22 protein-coding genes are annotated in these 21,323 nt (G+C 52.8%); 12 read left to right on the top strand and 10 right to left on the bottom strand.

Annotated features, from left to right (window positions below):
- Position 1: 1 nt before the first annotated feature.
- The 5 genes from glpX to tkt form a co-directional block, all read right to left on the bottom strand.
- Positions 2 to 973: a class II fructose-bisphosphatase gene (gene glpX, locus IB196_RS03820; RefSeq protein WP_188231914.1), complete on the bottom strand. Its 972-nt coding sequence runs from the start codon at positions 971 to 973 to the stop codon at positions 2 to 4.
- Entirely contained in the window at positions 970 to 2,247 is a 1,278-nt protein-coding gene (locus IB196_RS03815) for a zinc-binding dehydrogenase (protein WP_040232104.1), read from the bottom strand. The genes glpX and IB196_RS03815 overlap by 4 nt, the downstream gene beginning before the upstream one ends.
- A 24-nt stretch (positions 2,248 to 2,271) precedes the next feature.
- The gene (locus IB196_RS03810) at positions 2,272 to 3,651 is read right to left on the bottom strand and encodes a PTS mannitol transporter subunit IICB (protein WP_188231913.1); all 1,380 of its coding nucleotides are present in this window, start codon (positions 3,649 to 3,651) and stop codon (positions 2,272 to 2,274) included.
- A 27-nt stretch (positions 3,652 to 3,678) separates the two neighbouring features.
- Positions 3,679 to 4,122: a PTS mannitol transporter subunit IIA gene (gene cmtB, locus IB196_RS03805; RefSeq protein WP_149692367.1), complete on the bottom strand. Its 444-nt coding sequence runs from the start codon at positions 4,120 to 4,122 to the stop codon at positions 3,679 to 3,681.
- A 315-nt stretch (positions 4,123 to 4,437) separates the two neighbouring features.
- Positions 4,438 to 6,429, bottom strand: coding sequence for a transketolase (gene tkt, locus IB196_RS03800; protein WP_149692368.1), 1,992 nt, complete (start codon positions 6,427 to 6,429; stop codon positions 4,438 to 4,440).
- Positions 6,430 to 6,708: 279 nt separating this feature from the next.
- Here tkt and IB196_RS03795 point away from each other — a divergent pair, with 279 nt between their 5' ends.
- Positions 6,709 to 7,467, top strand: coding sequence for a M48 family metallopeptidase (locus tag IB196_RS03795; RefSeq protein WP_005123315.1), 759 nt, complete (start codon positions 6,709 to 6,711; stop codon positions 7,465 to 7,467).
- Positions 7,468 to 7,663: 196 nt separating this feature from the next.
- On the opposite strand, the gene speB is transcribed toward IB196_RS03795, so the two are convergent.
- From speB to IB196_RS03775, 4 genes are all read right to left on the bottom strand, one after another.
- Positions 7,664 to 8,584 (bottom strand): agmatinase, encoded by a 921-nt coding sequence (gene speB, locus IB196_RS03790; RefSeq protein WP_005123314.1) that lies wholly within the window; start codon positions 8,582 to 8,584, stop codon positions 7,664 to 7,666.
- Between the two features lie 142 nt (positions 8,585 to 8,726).
- Positions 8,727 to 10,703 (bottom strand): biosynthetic arginine decarboxylase, encoded by a 1,977-nt coding sequence (gene speA, locus IB196_RS03785; protein ID WP_072041463.1) that lies wholly within the window; start codon positions 10,701 to 10,703, stop codon positions 8,727 to 8,729.
- On the bottom strand, positions 10,696 to 10,842 hold the full coding sequence (gene yqgB / locus IB196_RS03780; RefSeq protein ID WP_005123310.1) for an acid stress response protein YqgB: 147 nt from the start codon (positions 10,840 to 10,842) through the stop codon (positions 10,696 to 10,698). The genes speA and yqgB overlap by 8 nt, the downstream gene beginning before the upstream one ends.
- A gap of 91 nt (positions 10,843 to 10,933) precedes the next feature.
- On the bottom strand, positions 10,934 to 11,071 hold the full coding sequence (locus IB196_RS03775) for a hypothetical protein (protein ID WP_269149342.1): 138 nt from the start codon (positions 11,069 to 11,071) through the stop codon (positions 10,934 to 10,936).
- A 418-nt stretch (positions 11,072 to 11,489) separates the two neighbouring features.
- Between IB196_RS03775 and metK the strand changes: the two genes are divergently transcribed.
- The 8 genes from metK to ruvX all read left to right on the top strand — a co-directional run bounded on the left by metK (position 11,490) and on the right by ruvX (position 18,745).
- Positions 11,490 to 12,644, top strand: a complete 1,155-nt coding sequence (gene metK / locus IB196_RS03770; RefSeq protein ID WP_040232098.1) for a methionine adenosyltransferase — start codon at positions 11,490 to 11,492, stop codon at positions 12,642 to 12,644.
- Positions 12,645 to 13,045: 401 nt separating this feature from the next.
- A complete protein-coding gene (galP, locus tag IB196_RS03765) occupies positions 13,046 to 14,440 on the top strand; it encodes a galactose/proton symporter (protein ID WP_005123305.1) in 1,395 nt (464 codons plus the stop codon).
- Between the two features lie 77 nt (positions 14,441 to 14,517).
- Complete coding sequence (locus IB196_RS03760; protein ID WP_188231912.1) at positions 14,518 to 15,015, top strand: SprT family zinc-dependent metalloprotease; 498 nt, start codon at positions 14,518 to 14,520, stop codon at positions 15,013 to 15,015.
- Between the two features lie 94 nt (positions 15,016 to 15,109).
- Positions 15,110 to 15,817: a deoxyribonuclease I gene (endA, locus tag IB196_RS03755; protein ID WP_188231911.1), complete on the top strand. Its 708-nt coding sequence runs from the start codon at positions 15,110 to 15,112 to the stop codon at positions 15,815 to 15,817.
- A 74-nt stretch (positions 15,818 to 15,891) separates the two neighbouring features.
- Positions 15,892 to 16,623 (top strand): 16S rRNA (uracil(1498)-N(3))-methyltransferase, encoded by a 732-nt coding sequence (rsmE, locus tag IB196_RS03750; RefSeq protein ID WP_040232093.1) that lies wholly within the window; start codon positions 15,892 to 15,894, stop codon positions 16,621 to 16,623.
- A 19-nt stretch (positions 16,624 to 16,642) separates the two neighbouring features.
- Positions 16,643 to 17,590 carry a glutathione synthase gene (gshB, locus tag IB196_RS03745; RefSeq protein ID WP_188231910.1) on the top strand — a complete coding sequence of 316 codons (948 nt, stop codon included), beginning with the start codon at positions 16,643 to 16,645 and terminating at the stop codon, positions 17,588 to 17,590.
- Positions 17,591 to 17,765: 175 nt separating this feature from the next.
- Entirely contained in the window at positions 17,766 to 18,329 is a 564-nt protein-coding gene (locus IB196_RS03740) for a YqgE/AlgH family protein (RefSeq protein WP_003027086.1), read from the top strand.
- Complete coding sequence (gene ruvX, locus IB196_RS03735; RefSeq protein WP_006686843.1) at positions 18,329 to 18,745, top strand: Holliday junction resolvase RuvX; 417 nt, start codon at positions 18,329 to 18,331, stop codon at positions 18,743 to 18,745. Before IB196_RS03740 ends, ruvX begins: the two co-directional genes overlap by 1 nt.
- Here the strand turns inward: ruvX and IB196_RS03730 are convergent.
- Entirely contained in the window at positions 18,742 to 19,722 is a 981-nt protein-coding gene (locus IB196_RS03730) for a type IV pilus twitching motility protein PilT (RefSeq protein ID WP_040232091.1), read from the bottom strand. The genes ruvX and IB196_RS03730 overlap by 4 nt on opposite strands.
- A gap of 17 nt (positions 19,723 to 19,739) precedes the next feature.
- Here IB196_RS03730 and IB196_RS03725 point away from each other — a divergent pair, with 17 nt between their 5' ends.
- Genes IB196_RS03725 through yggU form a run of 3 tightly spaced genes read left to right on the top strand, consistent with a single transcriptional unit; the run spans position 19,740 to position 21,316 of the window.
- A complete protein-coding gene (locus IB196_RS03725) occupies positions 19,740 to 20,444 on the top strand; it encodes a YggS family pyridoxal phosphate-dependent enzyme (protein ID WP_188231909.1) in 705 nt (234 codons plus the stop codon).
- A gap of 18 nt (positions 20,445 to 20,462) precedes the next feature.
- The gene (locus IB196_RS03720; RefSeq protein ID WP_003825417.1) at positions 20,463 to 21,029 is read left to right on the top strand and encodes a YggT family protein; all 567 of its coding nucleotides are present in this window, start codon (positions 20,463 to 20,465) and stop codon (positions 21,027 to 21,029) included.
- Positions 21,026 to 21,316 (top strand): DUF167 family protein YggU, encoded by a 291-nt coding sequence (gene yggU / locus IB196_RS03715; protein WP_005123286.1) that lies wholly within the window; start codon positions 21,026 to 21,028, stop codon positions 21,314 to 21,316. Before IB196_RS03720 ends, yggU begins: the two co-directional genes overlap by 4 nt.
- The last annotated feature ends 7 nt before the right edge of the window (positions 21,317 to 21,323 follow it).

The raw sequence follows: 21,323 nt of genomic DNA, 5'->3' as shown, positions 1-21,323 counted from the left end.
ATCACCATGAATGCAGAGAGTCTATTATATTACACGTTCGATCCGCGCCGCCGATCAGTAAAGTTTGCGTGCGCACACCATTCGCAACCTGTTGGATCCCTTTCACAAGATCGCCGCCCGTAACACCCGTCGCGCTGAAGAGGATCTTATTTCCCCCTACCAGTTCGTCGAGCTCATAGATACGGTTGATCTCAACGCCCATTTCCATGCAGCGCTGACGTTCCTGTGCCGCAATCAGACGATTATCTTCGCTATCACCTTTCGCCTCGCAAAAATCAATCAGTTCAGCCTGCATGTCGCCCCCCAGCGCTTTAACTGCGCAAGCTGAAATAACCCCTTCAGGTGCCCCGCCAATGGTGTACATCAGGTCATAGGGATTTTCCTGCATACAGGCCAACACGCTGGCAGCCACATCGCCATCGGGCAGCGCAAAGACTTTGACGCCCAGTCGTGTCGCTTCGGCAATCGCCGGTTGAAGACGCGGTTTATCCAGCGTCACCATCCGCAGTCGCTCCAGCGGTTTGCCCAGTGCCTCAGCCACATTGCGCAGATTGTCTGCCAACGGCAGTGCCAGATTAATCGCCCCTTTTGCATACCGATTAACAACCAGTTTTTTCATGTACATATCAGGGGCGTGTAACAAACTGCCGCGAGGGGCAAACGCCATGACAGCCAGCGCATTGCATTGCCCCATCGCCACCATTCGTGTGCCTTCAATAGGATCGACGGCGATATCGACCTCAGGTCCGGCGCCGGTTCCCACTTCCTCACCAATCCACAGCATCGGGGCACGATCAATCTCCCCTTCGCCAATGACGATTCGCCCGCGGATGGCAATACTGTTCAATGCTTCGCGCATTGCCGTCACGGCCAGACCATCAATCTTGTTTTTATCGCCGCACCCGGTTTGCGGCCAGGCTGCCAGCGCAGCCTGCTCCGTGATACGAAATAGCGGCCATGCCAGCGACATCATATCGCCGCCTCCCCGATATCAACGCCGAAGTGTGCCAGCAGGTATTTTTCTGCCTTTTCATTCCAGATGCCGTGAGTTTCCTCCACCAGCAGCGCCAGCTCTTTGAATAATGGGTCAGTTTTCCCTTTCTCGGCAAAATCAGCAATAGCGGTTAGCGGCATGGTAACGCCGTTATAAATCAGCTTTTTACCGCCGGGAATTGCCGGTAAATTCAATACGGTTTCCGGAACCGCATCAAGGCCGCCAATGTGCGTTACCATAAACGACGGCTGTAGCTGTCCGGTTGCACTGAGTGCAATAGCCTCTTTCATATCATCCGTTGATCCGCCGGAGGTCCCGACCACGTGAGTGCTGTTGTAGTGCACGTTATAAAAATTAAACGGCACTTTGAAGTTGCTGTCCGTCGGCCCGGCAAAGAAATTCAGGCAACCATCTTCCGCAAGTAAATCGTCAGCCATTTCAATGACGGCTGGCACTGCCGCATACACAAAGACATCATCAAAACCTGCGTCATTGGTAAGGGCGCGCAGCATCACGGTCGGAGAGTCCATGCCGGAGGTATTCACATAGATAAGCTCAATCCCTTTTTCTGCCGCCAGCTCAATCGGCAACAGTTTTTTAGCCTGCGCCAGTCGTGCTTCATCAATGTCAACCACCACCACGCGTGACGGCTGAATACTGCCGTTAATGGCATAATCTATTGCGCCGATACCCATCGGCCCGGCGCAGGCCAGAAGCGCAATGCTTCCCCCCGGCTTAATCCCCATGCGATGCTCATAAACGTAAGGCGTGGTATGAAAATTCGCGTTATACGCACCAATAATGCAGCACATCGGCTCTGCCAATGAGGCGGCGGCAAAATAAGAGCCGTGGTAAGGTAGAACGCATCCTAGGTTAATCGCCACTTCCGGGATAATCATATATGTCGCATTGCCGCCAAAATATTCGTAGCTGTATCCCGCGGAATATCCACTTGGCAATCCCATCGCGGGTTGCAACACAAAACGCTGACCTTTCTTATATTTATCCGTCAGGTTTTTTCCTACCTCAACAATGATACCTGCACATTCATGTCCGGTAATAACCGGATGATTTTCCAGATCGTCCGGTACGCGTTTATGATCGCTCCCCAATGCCGCCGCTTTCCAGGTGGATAAACAAACGCTATCGGATATTACGCTTACTAACAATTCATTATCTGTAATTGCAGGCAGTTCAAATTCGCGGATACGAATATCCTGCTTGCCATATATGGCAGCCACTTTCGTTTTCATACTTACTCCAAAAATAGAAGAAGGCTAGTTCGCAGTGATGCGTTTAAATAAATCGTCCAACAGTGGGTCACCAATATAGTTCTTAATCAGCACTAATGGCTTTTCACTCACTCGTTTAACACGACCTTCAAGACTGGCGTGGGTGACAATAATATCGGCATCTTGCGGAACGTTTTCGATGGCATAATGCGTGACATTAATATTCAATCCCGCTTTCTCCAGACGCTTACGAAACGAGGTTGCCCCCATCGCACTGGAACCCATTCCCGCATCACAGACGAAAGCGACGCGTTTAATATTTTTATAAGAGAACTTACCTTCCTGCTTCATCGCTTTGACGGTTCTGGCTGATTCAGCAAAGTCATCCTCACTTTCCGTTTCTACGCTCTTTTCCATTTTCAGGATTACAGAGGTAATCACAAAAGTAACAACGGTTCCCGCTGTAACGCCTGCAATGGTCGCGAGGAAAGAACCTTTTGGCGTTAATGCCAGATAGGCGAATATTGATCCTGGGCTCGGTCCTGCAACCAACCCACCGTCCAGCAAGTGAAATACCCACGTCCCGGTCATTCCCCCGGCAATCATCCCAATCAGGGTTAAAGGCTTCATCAGCACATACGGGAAATACAGTTCATGAATACCACCGAGGAAGTGGATAATCATGGCGCCTGGCGCGGATTTTTTACTCATCCCTTTGCCAAAGATGGCAAAGCCGAGTAACAGGCCTAATCCCGGCCCCGGGTTGGATGCCACCATGAAGAAAATCGATTTTCCCGTTTCAGAGGCTTGCTGCATTCCCAACGGATAATAGACGCCCTGATCGATAGCATTATTCAGAAAGAGGATTTTCGCAGGCTCATTGATTACAGATAGCAACGGCAGATAACCTGCATGAACCAACGCTTCAATACACTCCTTCACAAAATTATTGGCAATGAGAACCGCCGGGCCAATAACTTCGAACCCCAGCAAACATAAGAGCATTCCCGCAATACCCAGGGAGAAGTTATTGATAACCATCTCGAAACCAGCGGGGATGCGTTTTTCCAGCAGGCGGTCGATATGCTTAATCACCCAGCCGCCAAGCGGCCCCATCACCATCGCGCCAAGGAACATTGGGATATCCGCGCCCACAATAACGCCAATAGAACCAATGCCTCCCATTACCGCGCCACGTTTTCCGCCAACCAGATGCCCCCCTGTGGAGCCAATCATGACGGGCAGTAAATAGGTAATCATCGGACCGACAATTTTGGCGAAATGCTCATTCGGCATCCAACCGGTAGGAATAAACAATGCGGTTATAAAACCCCAGGCAATAAAGGCACCGATATTGGGAATGACCATTGCAGTCAAAAACCCACCAAAAGCCTGGACTTTGGCACGAGCAGACTTGTTTTCCATAATAATATCCTGAAAGGAAACGATGAATTATGCGAAGGCGATAATATCCGCCAGTTGTTTTTCTGATTTAGCCGCTAACAAAGCGGTTAGCGCTTCCTCTTCACATAATAATTCGCTTAAGGCCTGAATAGCGCCAATGTGAGAGTCAGCATTTGCCGCCGACAACCCGATTAATAATTTGATACCTTCATCATCATCGGCAAATTTCACTTCCTGTTTAAGAAGAGTTAATGACATTCCGGTTTTTAACGCGCCACATTCCGGCCGAGCGTGTGGCATGGCGACGCCAGGCGCTAAAATATAATAAGGGCCATTGTTAATCGTTGAGTCTTTGATCGCCTGAATATAATCTGAATTGACATAATGATTGGCGAGTAAGGATGACATAGAAAAGTCAATTGCTTCCTGCCAGTTCTTTGCTGAATCTTTTATTGAGATAGATGATTCGGGAAAGTAATCAATCAACCGCATACATTTTCCTTATTTTATTATTAGGGTACGAGTTAGCGTTAAAAATAAAATACGCGTGCGGCAACATGAAATCAATCGAGTGGGGAAATACGTATGGTGCGGAATGTCTTTTCGTGAAGTCTTTAAAAACAATGAATTGAGACATTAAAAATAAAAAGCAACACTAATTGTGTGACTCATACTGCAAATATCAAATAACATTAAATATCACATTTGTGATACAGATCTACAATTACAGGTTGCGCGGAGTAAATTAAATTCAATCAAATTAAAAAACGGGCCGCCTGAGCGACCCGTTTTCACCTGTAATCGAAATTACAGCAGTTCTTTTGCTTTCGCGACTACGTTGTCGACGGTGAAGCCGAACTCTTCAAACAGCAGTTCTGCCGGTGCAGACTCACCGAAGGTGGTCATCCCGACGATTGCGCCATTCAGACCCACGTATTTGAACCAGTAGTCCGCAATGCCTGCTTCGATAGCGACGCGAGCAGAGACGGCTTTCGGCAGTACGGATTCACGGTAAGCCGCATCCTGCTTGTCGAATGCATCGGTAGACGGCATGGAAACCACACGCGCTTTCACGCCTTCAGCGGTCAGTTTGTCCCACGCAGCCACAGCCAGTTCAACTTCAGAACCAGTAGCGATGAAGATCAGTTCCGGCTGACCGTCGCAGTCTTTCAGCACGTAACCACCGCGAGCGATGTTTGCCAGTTGCTCGGCGGTACGTTCCTGCTGCGCCAGGTTCTGGCGAGAGAGGATCAGCGCGGTCGGGCCGTCCTGACGTTCAACGCCGTATTTCCACGCAACGGCGGATTCAACCTGGTCACACGGACGCCATGTGCTCATGTTCGGGGTCACACGCAGAGAAGCAACCTGCTCTACCGGCTGGTGAGTCGGGCCATCTTCGCCCAGACCGATGGAGTCGTGGGTATAGACCATCACCTGACGCTGTTTCATCAGCGCAGCCATACGCACCGCGTTACGGGCATATTCCACGAACATCAGGAAGGTAGAGGTGTACGGCAGGAAACCACCGTGCAGGGAAATACCGTTTGCGATAGCGGTCATACCGAATTCACGTACACCGTAATGGATGTAATTACCGGCAGTATCTTCGTTGATGGCCTTAGAACCAGACCACAGAGTCAGGTTAGAAGGCGCGAGGTCAGCGGAGCCGCCGAGGAATTCAGGCAGCAAAGGACCGAAGGCTTCAATCGCGTTCTGAGACGCTTTACGGCTGGCGATTTTCGCCGGATTAGCCTGCAGCTTAGCAATGAACTCGTTGGCTTTCGCGTCGAAGTCAGACGGCATTTCACCTTTCATACGACGGGTGAATTCAGCAGCTTCCTGCGGGAAAGCTTTGGCATAAGCAGCGAACTTCTCGTTCCATGCGGCTTCTTTTGCCTGGCCGGCTTCTTTCGCATCCCACTGTGCGTAGATTTCAGACGGGATTTCGAACGGCGCGTATTTCCAGCCCAGCTGTTCGCGGGTCAGTGCGATTTCTGCATCGCCCAGCGGCGCACCGTGAGAGTCGTGAGTACCGGCTTTGTTCGGGGAACCGAAACCGATGATGGTTTTGCACATCAGCAGGGACGGTTTGTCAGTCACTGCGCGTGCTTCTTCAACGGCGCGTTTAATCGCGTCAGCATCGTGACCATCTACGCCACGAACCACATGCCAGCCGTAAGCTTCGAAACGCTTCGCGGTGTCATCGGTGAACCAGCCTTCAACGTGACCATCGATAGAGATGCCATTGTCATCATAGAACGCAACCAGTTTACCCAGTTTCAGCGTACCGGCCAGGGAGCATACCTCGTGAGAGATACCTTCCATCATGCAGCCGTCGCCCATGAACGCATAGGTGAAGTGGTCAACGATGTCGTGACCAGGACGGTTAAACTGCGCCGCCAGCGTTTTTTCAGCGATAGCCATACCCACTGCATTCGCAATGCCCTGACCCAGAGGACCGGTCGTGGTTTCAACACCCGCGGTGTAACCCACTTCAGGGTGACCCGGCGTTTTGGAGTGCAGCTGACGGAAGTTCTGCAGCTCGGACATCGGCAGATCGTAGCCGGTGAGGTGCAGCAGGCTGTAAATCAGCATTGAGCCGTGGCCGTTAGACAGCACGAAGCGGTCACGGTCAGCCCAGGACGGGTTAGTCGGGTTGTGGTTCAGGAAATCACGCCACAGGACTTCGGCAATGTCAGCCATGCCCATCGGGGCACCCGGGTGACCGGATTTGGCTTTCTGTACTGCGTCCATGCTCAGCGCACGAATAGCATTGGCAAGCTCTTTACGTGAGGACATTTTGACTCCAGATCGGATAATGAAGGCCACGCCCTAAACGACTTGACGACAGCGCGTTTTGGGCTACGCCGGAAAAAAGTGCCAACAATGTAACCCAAGCCGCGTGTCATGTACATGGAGCATCCTTTTGCCGCTTCAGAAATCTCTGGATCATGCGCGCAAGTTGCGCAATCTTCTCGCCCGCTTATTGTTCTTTTCTTTATACTTAGGCCGAGCGTCGGTTCACCTGTAAACGACGCATTTTTTAGAATAATCCTGACCTTGTGCGGAAGAGAAAAAATGAAAATTCGCGCTTTACTGCTTGCTACGAGCATGGCAGCGGCTTTGACCGGCTGCCAGAACATGGACTCAAACGGGCTACTTTCCTCAGGCGCAGAGGCTTTTCAGGCCTACAGTCTGAGCGATGCGCAGGTAAAAGCGCTGAGCGATCAGGCCTGTAAAGATATGGACAGCAAGGCTACTATCGCCCCGAGCGGCAGCGAGTATGCTACGCGCCTTGGCAAAATAGCCGCCGCGCTTGGCGATAACATTAACGGCCAGCCGGTGAACTACAAAGTGTATATGGCGAAAGATGTGAATGCCTTTGCCATGGCGAACGGCTGTATTCGTGTATACAGCGGCCTGATGGATATGATGACCGACAACGAAGTCGAAGCGGTGATCGGCCACGAAATGGGTCACGTTGCGCTGGGTCACGTGAAAAAAGGGATGCAGGTTGCGCTGGGTACGAACGCCGTGCGGGCAGCAGCAGCATCCGCTGGCGGTATTGTCGGCAGCCTGTCGCAGTCGCAATTGGGCGATCTTGGCGAGAAACTGGTGAACTCGCAGTTCTCTCAGCGTCAGGAATCCGAAGCGGATGATTACTCGTATGATCTGTTGCGCAAACGTGGGATCAACCCGGCTGGCTTAGCCACCAGTTTTGAGAAACTGGCAAAACTGGAAGCAGGACGCCAAAGCTCAATGTTTGACGATCACCCGGCATCCGCAGAACGTGCGCAACATATTCGCGATCGCATGAGCGCAGACGGGATCAAATAATCTTCGAACAGTGTCGGATGGCGGCGCGAACGCCTTATCCGGCCTACAGAATGACAAATTTAGTCCAGCGATCGGGCGTTATTGGCGAAGCCAGTTTGAGACCGGACAGCGCACAGCCACCGGAGCGTACACGTAGTACGTGAGGATGGCGAGCACTGCCCGGGTTCAAAATGGCGAGTAAAATAGCCCGAAACCGTTACTCGCCTTTTTTCGCCGCCTGGATATAGAGCATTTCTAATGCCAGCGTTGCCGCCGCCAGTGCGGTGATCTCTGACTGGTCGTAGGCCGGAGCCACCTCAACGACATCCATCCCGACGATGTTCAGATCTTTCAGACCACGTACCAGTTTAATCGCGCGATCGGAAGTCAGGCCGCCGATCACTGGCGTACCGGTACCTGGGGCAAACGCCGGATCCAGACAGTCGATATCAAAAGTCAGATACACCGGCATATCGCCAACGATCTGCTTAACCTGGGCGATAATGTCATCTACGCCGCGATCGTTGACCTGGCACGCATCCAGCACGGTAAAGCCGTTGTCTTTGTCGAACTCGGTACGAATACCGATCTGCACAGAGTGATTCGGATCGATCAGACCTTCGTTTGGCGCAGTGTAGAACATGGTGCCGTGGTCGAATTCGCAGCCGTTAGCGTAGGTGTCGGTGTGGGCATCAAAGTGCACCAGCGCCATTTTACCAAAGTGTTTAGCGTGCGCGCGCAGCAGCGGCAACGTAACAAAGTGGTCGCCGCCAAAAGAGAGCATACGCTTTCCGGCAGACAGCAGCTTCTCAGCATGCGCCTGCAGTTTTTCACTCATTTCACGCGCATCCCCGAACGCATAAACCAGATCGCCGCAGTCCACCACGTTCAGGCGCTCGCGCATATCGAAGTTCCACGGGAAGCGGTTGTGCTCCCAGGCCAGGTTGGTGGATACCTGACGGATCGCCGCCGGGCCATGGCGGCCGCCCGCGCGACCTGACGTTGCCATATCAAACGGTACGCCGGTGATCACCCAATCGGCGTCGCTGTCGTAAGGCATGAAGTTCATCGGCAGACGCAAAAAACCAAAGGCGTTAGAAACCAGGGAGTTGTCGTATTGATGACCTAAGGTGCTCATGTACTGACCTCTTATAAAATCGGTGAAAAAAAATCCCCTCCGCGTCGTTAAGCCCGACGAGGAAGGGATTGATTTACGAGACTACTTGTATGGGCGAATTATCGCCGTTAATTTGCCCAGGTTCAAGCGAACCCGAGCAGCCTTACTCGTCTTCGAGATAAGTGTATCCGTACAACCCTGCTTCGAACTCTTCGAGGAATTGCTGTTGCAGCTCAGCATCCAGATCGGTTTTTTTCACCTGGTCACGGAACTGCGTCAGCAGAGTGTTCGGATCCAACTGCACATACTGCAGCATATCCGCCACGGTATCGCCTTCATCAGAAAGCTCTACTTCCACGCTGCCGTCAGGGAAGACGAACACGTCAACCGCTTCGGTATCGCCGAACAGGTTGTGCATGTTACCGAGGATCTCCTGATACGCCCCCACCATAAAGAAGCCCAGCATCGGCGGGTTTTCCGGGTCGTATTCCGGCATCGGCATGGTCGTCGCAATCCCGTCGCCGTCAACGTAATGGTCGATAGCACCATCGGAGTCACAGGTAATGTCCAATAGCACCGCACGACGCTCTGGCACCTGATTCAGTCCTTCGAGCGGCAGTACCGGGAACAGCTGATCGATCCCCCATGCATCCGGCATCGACTGGAACAGGGAGAAGTTGACGTAGATCTTATCCGCCATACGCTCTTGCAGCTCGTCGATAATCGGACGGTGCGCGCGGTTGCTCGGGTCGAGCTGTTTCTGCACGTCATGGCACATGTTCAGATAGAGCTGCTCTGCCCACGCACGCTCCTGCAGACTGAAGGAGCCTGAAGAGTAGCCCACATGTATATCATGCAGATCCATCTGGCTGTCGTGCAGCCATTCGCGCAGCGAACGACGGGTTCCCGGCTCGTGCATCTCTTGCCAGGTTTCCCACATGCTTTGCAGGGCGCGCGGAGCATCTTCAGCCGGAGGTGTGGCTTCGGTGTGTTCGCTACGCTCAACGCCGATAATGTTCGACACCAGCACAGTATGATGCGCGGTCACCGCGCGACCAGACTCGGTGATGACCGTCGGATGCGGCAGACCATGTTCTTCACAAGCATCGCCAATGGCCCAAATGATATTGTTCGCGTATTCGTTCAGACCGTAGTTTACGGAGCAGTCAGACTGCGAACGGGTACCTTCGTAGTCCACGCCCAGACCACCGCCAACGTCGAAGCACTGGATATTCACGCCCAGCTTGTGCAGCTCAACGTAGAAACGCGCTGATTCACGTACGCCGGTGGCAATATCACGAATGTTCGCCATCTGCGAGCCGAGGTGGAAGTGCAGCAACTGAATGCTGTCCAGACGACCGCGCTCGCGCAGAATTTCCACCAGTTGCAGCACCTGATTCGCCGCCAGGCCGAATTTTGATTTCTCGCCGCCGGAGGACTGCCACTTGCCGGACCCCTGCGATGCCAGACGCGCACGCACGCCCAGACGCGGAACCACATTCAGACGTTCAGCTTCATCCAGCACGATAGCGATTTCAGACATCTTCTCGATGACCAGATAGACCTTATGGCCCATCTTCTCGCCAATCAACGCCAGACGGATGTATTCACGGTCTTTATAGCCGTTACACACGATCACGCTACGGGTCATTCCGGCATGGGCCAAAACGGCCATCAGTTCAGCTTTGGAACCGGCTTCCAGCCCCAGCGGTTCGCCGGAGTGGATCAGCGATTCAATCACGCGACGATGCTGGTTGACCTTGATCGGGTAAACGAGGAAATAGTCGCCGTTGTAACCGTAAGATTCACGGGCGCGTTTAAACGCGGCGTTAATCGAACGCAGTCGGTGTTGCAGGATCTGCGGGAAGCAGAATAATGCAGGCAGACGCTGGCCCTGCGCTTCACGGGCTTTCACCAACTCAGCAAGGTCAACGCGCGCTTCTGGTACGTCCGGATCCGGGCACACGCTGATGTGGCCCAGCTCATTGACGTCATAGTAGTTATTACCCCACCAGGCAATATTGTAAGTACGCAGCATCTTGCTGGCTTCCTCGGAACTCATTGCAACCTCCTGCATGGAGCGTAGTACACCGTGTTCGCCTGCTGACGAAGGCGAACCCAAAGAAATGTCGTCAGACATAGCGAACCTCAATTTTATTAACAAGTGTAAAACAGTTGACTACTATCGCAATCCATAGACGCGATAACAACCCAAATACAGGCAGAATTTCCAGCAGATAGTGCTGACGCTCCGACTGTGCGACCGGTTTCTTTTTCATATCAATGTAAACACGTAACCGAACTTAATGCTGACGGTTCGGCGAAACCACGAGAAAACTCTTGTTTACCAAGAGCGCCCTTGTTCAGTTCTTAGTGACCGTTACCGGCTCTTGAGTCCTGAGAAGCGCCGAGATGGGTATAACATCGGCAGGTATGCAAGATGCAGATTGCGGGGGACATATGTACACCAGAACGGTGCGACAGATTCAGCAGAATACAACGGTTCATTATCTCGTATCACCTCCACGGTTGCTCCTGACGGAACGAACCCACAAGCCAAAGCTAAAGTGTTAACCCGGCTGGAAGTGGCAACACGATGAAAACGTCGTGTGCTTTTGTATGAGCCGCGCGCCGCGTTTTATACCCATAAGGAAGTCAAAAAGCAAAAGATAAATGCGCGCATTGCCAGCACCGTCAGGAAAAATTTCCAGTTACATTTTCAGTACAATGCGACCTCAATCAAAAAAAGCTGGAAATCAGGCGAAGAACTGTCCTAAAATAGCCGTCCAGATGTTAATCCATCTATACCGATTAACACTCAGACTGCCAGTGTCCGTCATCTGCAGACTCATGGTAGAATCTTCTACACATGGCTATTCCACTCGACAGTTTGAGCTAACTAAATATTCCTTAGGTGAAATTAAATATGGCAAAACACCTTTTTACGTCCGAGTCCGTATCAGAAGGGCATCCTGACAAAATCGCTGACCAAATCTCTGATGCCGTGCTGGATGCAATCCTCGAGCAGGATCCGAAAGCACGCGTAGCCTGCGAAACCTATGTCAAAACCGGTATGGTTTTAGTTGGCGGTGAGATCACTACCAGCGCCTGGGTAGATATCGAAGAGATCACGCGTAACACGGTTCGCGAAATTGGCTATGTGCATTCCGACATGGGCTTTGACGCCAACTCCTGCGCGGTTCTGAGCGCCATCGGTAAGCAGTCTCCGGATATCAACCAGGGTGTTGACCGCGCGGATCCGCTGGAACAAGGCGCTGGCGACCAGGGCCTGATGTTTGGTTATGCAACCAATGAAACCGACGTGCTGATGCCAGCTCCAATTACCTACGCGCATCGTCTGGTACAGCGTCAGGCTGAAGTACGCAAAAACGGTACTCTGCCGTGGCTGCGCCCGGATGCAAAAAGCCAGGTTACCTTCCAGTATGACGACGGCAAAATCGTCGGTATTGATGCCGTGGTTCTGTCGACTCAGCATGCTGAAGATATCGACCAGAAATCTCTGCAAGAAGCCGTCATGGAAGAGATCATCAAGCCGGTACTGCCGACTGAATGGCTGAGCGCTGCGACCAAATTCTTCATCAACCCGACGGGTCGTTTTGTGATCGGCGGCCCGATGGGCGACTGCGGTCTGACCGGTCGTAAAATCATCGTTGATACCTACGGCGGCATGGCGCGTCACGGCGGCGGTGCATTCTCTGGTAAGGATCCATCTAAAGTTGACCGTTCTGCAGCCTATGCAGCTCGTTACGTCGCGAAAAACATTGTTGCCGCTGGTCTGGCTGACCGTTGTGAGATTCAGGTTTCCTACGCCATCGGCGTGGCTGAACCGACCTCTATCATGGTAGAAACGTTCGGTACTGAAAAAGTGCCTTCTGAGCAACTGACCCTGCTGGTGCGCGAGTTCTTCGACCTGCGTCCGTATGGCCTGATTCAGATGCTGGATCTGCTGCACCCGATCTACAAAGAAACCGCAGCTTACGGTCACTTTGGCCGCGAACATTTCCCATGGGAAAAAACCGACAAGGCGCAGTTGCTGCGTGACGCTGCCGGTCTGAAGTAATTAACTGAAGACTGTCCGCTTAGTAAGACCAGCCTCGTGCTGGTCTTTTTTTATACCCCAATTTCCCCCCTACGCCTCGTCACCTGAACAATGCAGTGAAGCTTTCCTTTTAACAATAATGGAAGCGATTACATAGCTCCGTTTTTCTATCCACAACAAGTTAACATCTCTTTTCCGTCACGCTTGCGCCAATGTTACATTACTTTTCAGGATTGTCTTAATTTCAGGCAATTAACCATATTTAGTCGTATTATAAAGTGTTAATTTTCAAACAGTTAATTAATATTAGTTATGAATGCTAGTGTAACCGATTACACTAATGTGATGTGATTCGCATTTTTTTACCCCGTACTCACCTACCCTTAACATCAACAAAACTAGTTACCCAACCGGAGGGCATCATGCCTGACTATAAAAAAGCGGGGCGTTCCAACAAAGCCATGACATTCTTTGTCTGCTTCCTTGCCGCCCTGGCAGGATTACTTTTTGGCCTGGATATCGGTGTTATTGCGGGTGCTTTACCTTTCATCACCGATGAGTTCCAAATTACCGCACACACTCAGGAATGGGTGGTGAGCTCCATGATGTTTGGTGCAGCTGTCGGCGCTATCGGTAGCGGTTGGCTCTCCTTCAAACTGGGTCGTAAAAAGAGTCTGATGATCGGCGCAATCCTGTTTGTTGCCGGTTCACTGTTCTCTGCCGCGGCGCCTAACGTGGAAGTACTGCTGGTTTCTCGCGTACTGCTGGGCCTGGCTGTCGGCGTTGCGTCTTACACCGCGCCGCTGTACCTGTCTGAAATTGCCCCGGAAAAAATTCGCGGCAGCATGATCTCCATGTATCAGTTGATGATCACCATCGGTATTTTGGGTGCGTATCTTTCCGATACCGCGTTTAGCTACAGCGGCGCATGGCGCTGGATGCTGGGCGTTATCATCATACCGGCGTTATTACTGCTGGTTGGCGTTATCTTCCTGCCGGACAGCCCGCGCTGGTTTGCTGCTAAACGTCGCTTTGTCGATGCCGAGCGCGTCCTGTTGCGTCTGCGTGACACCAGCGCAGAAGCCAAACGCGAGCTGGATGAAATCCGTGAAAGCCTGCAGGTAAAACAGAGTGGCTGGGCGCTGTTTAAAGAAAACAGCAACTTCCGCCGCGCGGTGTTCCTGGGCGTACTGTTACAGGTGATGCAGCAGTTCACCGGGATGAACGTCATCATGTATTACGCACCAAAAATCTTTGAGCTGGCGGGTTACACCAACACCACCGAACAGATGTGGGGGACGGTTATTGTTGGTCTGACCAACGTGCTGGCAACCTTTATCGCCATTGGTCTGGTTGACCGCTGGGGCCGTAAACCTACACTGATCCTCGGCTTTATCGTCATGGCCGTCGGTATGGGCGTGCTGGGTACGATGATGCACGTGGGTATTCACTCGGCGGCCGCGCAATACTTCGCTGTACTGATGCTGCTGATGTTTATCGTTGGTTTCGCCATGAGTGCCGGTCCGCTGATTTGGGTACTGTGCTCTGAAATCCAACCGCTGAAAGGCCGCGATTTCGGTATCACCTGCTCTACCGCAACCAACTGGATTGCCAATATGATCGTCGGTGCAACCTTCCTGACGATGCTGAACTCGCTGGGAAGCGCCAATACTTTCTGGGTCTACGGTGGTCTGAACGTCCTGTTCATCTTCCTGACCCTGTGGCTGATTCCGGAAACAAAAAATGTCTCTCTGGAACACATTGAACGTAACCTGATGAAAGGTCGTAAACTGCGCGAAATTGGCGCACACGATTAATCACCTCATCGCTTCCTCCCGCTGGGAGGAAGCCTTCCTCTTGCAGTCCCTTCCCTGTCGCACTATCCTCTGGCGTTATGAAAACCTCCCGTCTTCCCATCGCTATCCAGCAAGCCGTTATGCGCAGCCTGCGGGAAAAACTCGCCCAGGCCAATCTTAAGCTCGAGCGTAATTACCCGGAACCTAAGCTGGTGTACCAACAGCGCGGAACCGCCGCGGGTACCGCGTGGCTACAAACCTACGAAATTCGTCTGAATCCCGTCCTGCTGATGGAGAACGTTGACGCGTTCGTTAACGAAGTGGTGCCCCATGAACTGGCGCATTTACTGGTGTGGAAATACTTTGGCCGCGTGCCGCCGCACGGCAAAGAGTGGAAATGGATGATGGAAAGCGTGCTGAGCGTCCCGGCCCGACGCACGCATCAGTTCGAACTGCAATCCGTGCAGCGTAAGACCTTTACTTACCGCTGCTCGTGTCAGGAACACCAACTGACCGTTCGTCGCCATAACCGCGTGGTACGTGGCGAAGCCATCTACCGCTGCGTCCACTGCGGTGAGCCGCTGGTTGCAGAATAATCTTCAGAATTATCAGGAACTTTTCTGTTCCAGCTGATTGCATACAGGAACAACTTTCGCTACGTTGCGGGCTCGTTTTGACACGGAGCTCGTGATGTACCGTAATCTTTCATTTGCAGCAGCCTTGTTGGCCGCTGCGTTCTCAGGCACGGTGTTCGCCGAAGGTATCAACAGTTTTTCTCAGGCAAAAGCCGCTGGCGTCAAAGTTAACGCCGATGCGCCAGGCGATTTCTATTGTGGTTGCAAAATTAACTGGCAAGGCAAAAAAGGGGTCGTGGACCTCGAATCCTGCGGCTATAAAGTGCGAAAAAACGAAAACCGAGCCAGTCGAATTGAATGGGAACACGTTGTCCCCGCCTGGCAATTTGGCCATCAGCGCCAGTGCTGGCAGGACGGAGGGCGTAAAAACTGTGCGAAGGATCCGGTCTATCACAAGATGGAAAGTGATATGCATAACCTGCAGCCTGCGGTAGGTGAAGTGAATGGCGATCGCGCAAACTTTATGTACAGCCAGTGGAACGGCGGCGAAGGCCAGTATGGACAGTGCGCGATGAAGGTTGATTTCAAAGAGAAAGTTGCCGAGCCGCCTGCCCGCGCCCGTGGCGCCATCGCGCGTACCTATTTTTATATGCGCGACCAGTACAACCTGACGCTCTCCCGCCAGCAAACCCAGCTTTTTAACGCCTGGAATAAGCTGTATCCGGTCACCGACTGGGAGTGTGAGCGCGACGAACGCATCGCGAAGGTACAGGGGAATCATAACCCCTATGTGCAACGCGCTTGCCAGGCGCAAAAGAGCTAACCTACACTAGCGGCAATATTTTTAACCATGCCCTGGCCTGTTGCAGCCCAGGGCCATGACGCGGATGTTTAACTATGCGCATTCCTCGCATTTATCACCCACAGCCACTCGCTTCCGGTAGCCAAATTTCACTATGTGAAGATGCTGCCAACCATATCGGCCGCGTACTACGTATGGGGCCAGGCCAGGCGCTGCAGCTATTTGACGGCAGTAATCAGGTATTTGACGCCGAAATCACCCACGCCAGTAAGAAAAGCGTGGAGGTGAAGGTGCTTAACGCTGAACCCGACGATCGGGAATCGCCGTTGCATATCCACCTGGGCCAGGTGATGTCGCGCGGTGAAAAAATGGAATTTACTATCCAGAAATCGATCGAACTGGGTGTAAGCCTCATTACGCCACTTTTTTCTGAGCGTTGCGGCGTTAAACTGGACAATGAACGCCTGAACAAGAAGCTCCAGCAGTGGCAGAAAATCGCCATTGCCGCCTGCGAACAGTGCGGTCGTAATCGGGTGCCTGAAATTCGCCCGGCAATGGATCTGGAAGCATGGTGCGCAGAACAGGACGAAGGACTGAAGCTCAATCTGCATCCTCGCGCCAGCGCCAGCATCAACACGCTGCCGCTCCCGGTGGAGCGCATCCGCTTGCTGATTGGCCCGGAAGGTGGGTTGTCGGCAGATGAAATTGCCATGACCGCACGGTATCAGTTTACTGATATTCTGTTAGGACCTCGCGTTCTGCGTACTGAGACAACTGCGCTCACCGCCATTACCGCGCTACAGGTGCGTTTTGGCGATCTGGGCTAAGGCATAAACGGAGAAGAACATGATCAAGCTCGGCATCGTGATGGATCCCATCGCAAGCATTAACATCAAGAAAGATTCCAGCTTCGCTATGCTGCTGGAAGCACAACGTCGCGGTTATGAACTTCACTATATGGAGATGGCCGATCTTTATCTTATCAACGGTGAAGCCCGCGCCCATACGCGTACCCTGAGCGTAGAGCAGAACTACGACAAATGGTATGAATTTAAGAGCGAACAGGATCTCCCGCTGGCAGACCTGGACGTTATTCTGATGCGTAAGGATCCGCCGTTTGATACCGAGTTCATCTACGCGACCTATATTCTGGAACGTGCAGAAGAGAAAGGAACGCTGATCGTCAACAAACCGCAGAGCCTGCGCGATTGCAACGAAAAGCTGTTCACCGCATGGTTTGCCGACCTGACGCCGGAAACGCTGGTCACGCGTAACAAAGCGCAACTGAAAGCCTTCTGGCAAAAACACAACGACATCATTCTCAAACCGCTGGACGGCATGGGCGGGGCCTCTATTTTCCGCGTGCAGGAAGGCGATCCAAACCTTGGCGTTATTGCGGAAACGCTGACCGAGCACGGTACCCGCTACTGCATGGCGCAGAACTATCTGCCAGCCATTAAAGACGGCGATAAACGCGTGCTGGTGGTCGATGGCGAACCTGTTCCATATTGCCTGGCGCGTATTCCACAGGGCGGAGAAACCCGTGGCAACCTGGCCGCAGGGGGTCGTGGCGAGCCGCGTCCATTAACCGACAGTGACTGGGAAATTGCCCGTCGCATTGGGCCGACGCTGAAAGCGAAAGGTTTGATTTTTGTCGGTCTGGATATCATTGGCGATCGTCTGACGGAAATTAACGTCACCAGCCCAACCTGTATTCGCGAGATTGAAGCGGAGTTCCCGGTTTCGATTACCGGTATGCTGATGGACGCCATTGAGGCCCGTCTGCAGAAGTAAATACGTTGCCGGATGGCGACGACTTCGCGTCTAATCCGGCCTACAATTGCACCCCGTAGGCCGGATTAGGCAAAGCCGACATCCGGCAAGCTATTTTCAGAGGGTGACATCTTCGCACTTTGCCCACATACTGGGCGCTGTTGCTTTTTTGAACCAGGAAACAGAACCTCTGACAATGAATTTACAGCATCACTTTCTAATTGCCATGCCTGCTCTCCAGGATCCAATTTTCCGCCGTTCCGTGGTGTATATCTGCGAACACAATGAGAACGGAGCAATGGGGATTATCGTCAATAAGCCTCTGGAAAACTTACAAATTGAAGGGATTCTGGAAAAGCTGAAGATTACTCCAGAAGAACGCGATCCGGCCATTCGTCTGGATAAGCCCGTGATGCTCGGCGGCCCGCTGGCAGAAGACCGTGGATTTATTCTCCATACCCCACCGTCGCGCTTTGCGTCCAGTATTCGCATTTCTGATAACACCATCATCACAACTTCCCGCGATGTATTAGAAACGCTGGGCACGCAGGAGCAACCGTCCGAAGTGCTGGTGGCATTAGGCTATTCATCATGGGAAAAAGGCCAACTGGAACAAGAGCTACTGGATAACGCCTGGCTCACCGCCCCCGCCGATCTCAACATTTTGTTTAAAACACCGATCGCCGATCGCTGGCGCGATGCGGCAAAACTTATCGGCATAGATATTCAGACCATGCCCGGCGTGGCGGGGCATGCCTGATGAGCGGAACATTACTCTCGTTTGATTTTGGTACCAAAAGTATTGGCGTCGCCGTGGGTCAGCGCATTACCGGCACCGCCAGGCCGCTGCCTGCCATCAAAGCGCAGGACGGTACGCCAGACTGGAATCTGATTGAACGTCTGCTGAAAGAGTGGCAACCGGACGAAATCATTGTCGGCCTGCCGCTCAACATGGATGGCACCGAACAACCCCTTACCGCGCGCGCGCGTAAATTCGCCAACCGCATTCATGGTCGCTTTGGTGTAACCGTAACGCTACACGATGAACGTTTGAGCACCGTCGAAGCCCGCTCAGGCCTGTTTGAACAGGGCGGTTACCGGGCGTTGAATAAAGGCAAAGTGGACTCCGCTTCTGCCGTTATTATCCTGGAAAGCTATTTCGAGCAGGGCTATTAAAGCCGCCCCTGCGCCTGGCGCTGCTGCAAACTTTGTGCGAACGTCTGCATACCTGTCTGCTGCCCGGTTTGTATCACGCCGGGTAGCTGATGCGTTTTCCCTTCGCGGATCAAATTGCCCACGGCGGGCGTGTTGACGAGCAGCTCGAATAGCGCCACGCGTCCCCCCTGCTTATCCTCCTCCAGTTTTTGCGAAATAACCGCCCGCAGGCTATCCGCCAGTTGATTACGCACGGGATCTTTTTCTGATGCCGCAAAGGTGTCTACCAGCCGCGCGATGGCCTGCGCCGCACCTCGCGTATGTAACGTTGCCAGCACCAGATGTCCGGTCTCCGCCGCCGTCAATGCCAGCCGAATGGTTTCCACGTCGCGCAGCTCGCCCAGCAAAATAACGTCGGGATCTTCGCGTAGCGCACCGCGCAAACCGGCGGCAAAAGAGGTGCAGTGTACGCCCACCTCCCGCTGTTGAATCAGACAACGTCGGCTGGTGTAGCGATATTCAATAGGATCTTCCAGCGTCAGAATATGCCCCTCAATGTGTTGATTGAGATAGTTCACCATCGCCGCCAGGGTCGTAGATTTACCGCTGCCGGTAGCGCCCGTCACCAGAATCAATCCGTTTTCACTGTGCAGCAGTTCAGGTATGACCGCGGGAGGCTGGAGATCGTCTAAAAGAGGACATTCCAGCGGTAGCAGTCTTAGCGCCAGCGACATTCCCTGTTGATGGGTAAATGCGCTGGCGCGCAGCCGTCGGGAGTCCATTAGGGTAACGGCAAAATCAATCTGCCCTTGCTCCCGCCACTGTACCTGTTGTTGCTCACTGAGCCAGCACATCAGCAGATTCTCTACGTCAGGCGCGGTAAACGGTGCGCTTTCGACTTTTCCGCGTATGCGCCAACGCGCAGGCCATGCATTGCACAGGTGTAGATCCGACACGTTATGCTTTACACTAAGGGCCACTATTTCTTCCATATTCATATGAACATCCTCGGAAAATGAACGATATCGCGCATAACCTGGCACATGTCCGGGACAAAATCTCAGCCGCCGCGACGCGTTGCGGGCGGTCTTCAGAAGAAGTTACGTTGCTTGCAGTCAGCAAAACCAAACCTGCGAGCGCCATCGAAGAAGCCATTACCGCAGGGCAGCGTGCCTTCGGTGAAAACTATGTCCAGGAAGGGGTGGATAAAATCCGCTACTTTCAGGAAAAAGGCGTCAACGATCTGCAGTGGCACTTTATCGGCCCGCTACAGTCCAACAAAAGTCGTCTGGTCGCTGAACATTTTGACTGGTGCCATACGATTGATCGTCTGCGCATCGCTGCCCGTCTGAGCGAACAGCGCCCGGCAGACCTGCCGCCGCTGAATGTGCTGATCCAGATTAATGTCAGCGATGAGAACAGTAAGTCAGGGATTCCGCTGGCAGAGCTTGATGCCCTGGCCGCTGAAGTCGCTGCGCTGCCGCGCATTACCCTGCGTGGTTTGATGGCGATTCCCGCGCCTGAGTCAGATTATGTAAGGCAGTTTGAAGTTGCCCAGCAAATGGCGGTAGCATTTGCCGGGTTGAAAACACGCAACCCAAATATCGATACGCTCTCACTGGGGATGTCTGATGATATGGATGCCGCTATCGCGGCGGGTAGCACGATGGTGCGCATCGGCACTGCCATTTTTGGTGCTCGTGATTACACTAAAAAATAAGGAAAATTAAGGAACACCATGAATACGTTGACCTTCCTGCTCTCAACGGTAATTGAGCTGTATACCATGGCGCTGCTGCTACGCGTGTGGATGCAGTGGTCTCGCTGCGATTTCTACAACCCGTTCTCGCAGTTTATTGTGAAAATCACTCAGCCCATTATTGGGCCGTTACGCCGTATTATTCCTCCGATGGGGCCCATTGACAGCGCATCAGCATTAGTCGCGCTCGTTCTCAGCTTTATCAAAGCCATCGTGCTGTTTAAGGTGGTCACGTTCCAGCCGATCATCTGGATCGCCGCCGTGCTGATTGTCCTGAAGACCATTGGACTGCTGATTTTCTGGGTGCTGCTGGTGATGGCGATTATGAGCTGGGTCAGCCAGGGTCGCAGCCCGGTGGAGTACGTGCTGATTCAACTGGCGGATCCGCTGCTGCGCCCTATCCGTCGTATTCTTCCGGGAATGGGTGGGATCGATTTCTCTCCAATGATCCTGGTTCTGCTGCTCTATGTCATTAACATGGGGATCGCGGAAGTGTTACAGGCGACAGGCAACATGCTGCTGCCGGGGCTGTGGATGGCACTATGAGTGCCGTAACCCCCTGCGATGACGGTCTGGTTTTACGGCTCTACATTCAGCCGAAAGCCAGCCGTGACAGTATTGTGGGTTTACATGGCGACGAGCTAAAAGTCGCCATTACCGCCCCGCCGGTTGATGGACAAGCCAACAGCCATCTGGTGAAGTTTCTCGGCAAACAGTTCCGCGTAGCGAAAAGCCAGGTCGTTATTGAGAAGGGCGAGCTTGGCCGCCATAAACAGGTTAAAATTATTCATCCGCAACAGATCCCGCCCGAAATTGCGGCACTAACTGATTAGGTATCCC

Origin of the sequence: Citrobacter sp. C6_1 (assembly GCF_014596835.2) — a bacterium.
Lineage (GTDB): Bacteria > Pseudomonadota > Gammaproteobacteria > Enterobacterales > Enterobacteriaceae > Citrobacter > Citrobacter pasteurii.
Note: the sequence above shows the minus strand (reverse complement) of the source record. Positions and strands in the feature narration are given on the sequence as shown.